We start from the raw sequence: 1,196 nt of genomic DNA on the forward strand, positions 1-1,196 counted from the left end.
CTCATGAAGTCGTTCAAGCTCGGCGACTTCGGCCAGGCGTATCCGATCGCGCGCGGCACGGCGCCGCTGGTGGTCACGGTCCTGGCCGCGGTCTTCGCTGGCGAGGTCCCGGACGGCTGGCAGGCGGCCGGCGTCGCGGTGTCCTGCGCGGGCCTGACGGGACTCGCCCTCTGGGGCATACGCGGGACGGGCCGCCGCCCCGACTGGGCGGCGATCGGCGCGGCCCTTGCGACGGGCGTCTCGATCGCGGCGTACACGGTGGTGGACGGTCTCGGCGTCCGCGCCTCCGGGTCCTCCATGGGCTACATCGCGTGGCTGATGATCCTGGAGGGCCTCGCGATTCCGCTGTACGCGGCGTACCGCTGGCGCGGCGAACTGGTGGGCCGGCTGCGCCCGTTCGCGACGGTGGGCCTGCTGGGCGCGGCCCTCTCCGTGGCCGCGTACGGCCTGGTCCTGTGGGCCCAGACCAAGGCGGACCTGGCGCCCATCTCGGCGCTGCGGGAGTCCTCGATCATTGTCGGGGCGGGAATCGGGGCGGTGTTCTTCAAGGAGAAGTTCGGGGCGCCTCGGCTGGTGGCTGCGGGGTTGATGGTGGCGGGGATCGGGTTGATGCTGCACGCGGGTTAGGACTTCGGTGCTGTCAGTCTGTTGATACCCCTGGCGGCCGCCTCCGGCGTCTCTTTTGCAGAAACCCCTCGTTGGGCCCCGTGGGCATCGAGCGATGCCGCGAACGGAGATCCCCTTGCGAATGACCGACATCCACCGTTGCGACGTCCGGCCCGGCAGGCTCGTGGAGTGGACGCTGCATCCGTCGACCGTCGAGGCGGCGGCTGGTTTGCCGGAGGATTCCCGGCCGCCCGCCTATGTGCAGGAGTCACACATCCGAACGTCGCGTTCCGTACGCGAGGACGGCTTGTACGTGCCGACCTGGAGCGGTGCGGCGTTCGACATCCGCGGGGCGGTGGACACCGAGGCCCTCCAGGAGGCGCTGCGGACCTGGACCCTTCGGCACGAGACACTGCGCAGCGGATTTCGCTGGATCGGCGATGAGATGCGGCGGTTCACGCTGGACGCCGATGCCGTCGCGTTGCACCGCGAGGACATCGGCGACTTCGGCGACGCGACGACGCTGATCCGGTACCTGGAGGACCGCTTCGATGTCGCGGCGGACGCCCTCAGCTGGCCGAACTTCATCT

1 protein-coding gene and 1 pseudogene are annotated in these 1,196 nt (G+C 70.2%); both read left to right on the top strand.

Going from position 1 to position 1,196, the window contains the following annotated elements:
- Positions 1-627, top strand: a 627-nt coding sequence (locus tag ACZ5CR_RS46215) for an EamA family transporter (protein WP_468869989.1), incomplete at its 5' end; no start/stop codon positions are given.
- A 115-nt stretch (positions 628-742) separates the two neighbouring features.
- A pseudogene (locus ACZ5CR_RS46220) lies at positions 743-1,196 on the top strand (condensation domain-containing protein); the annotation flags it as partial.

It is taken from the genome of Streptomyces sp. NPDC031274 (assembly GCF_055570235.1).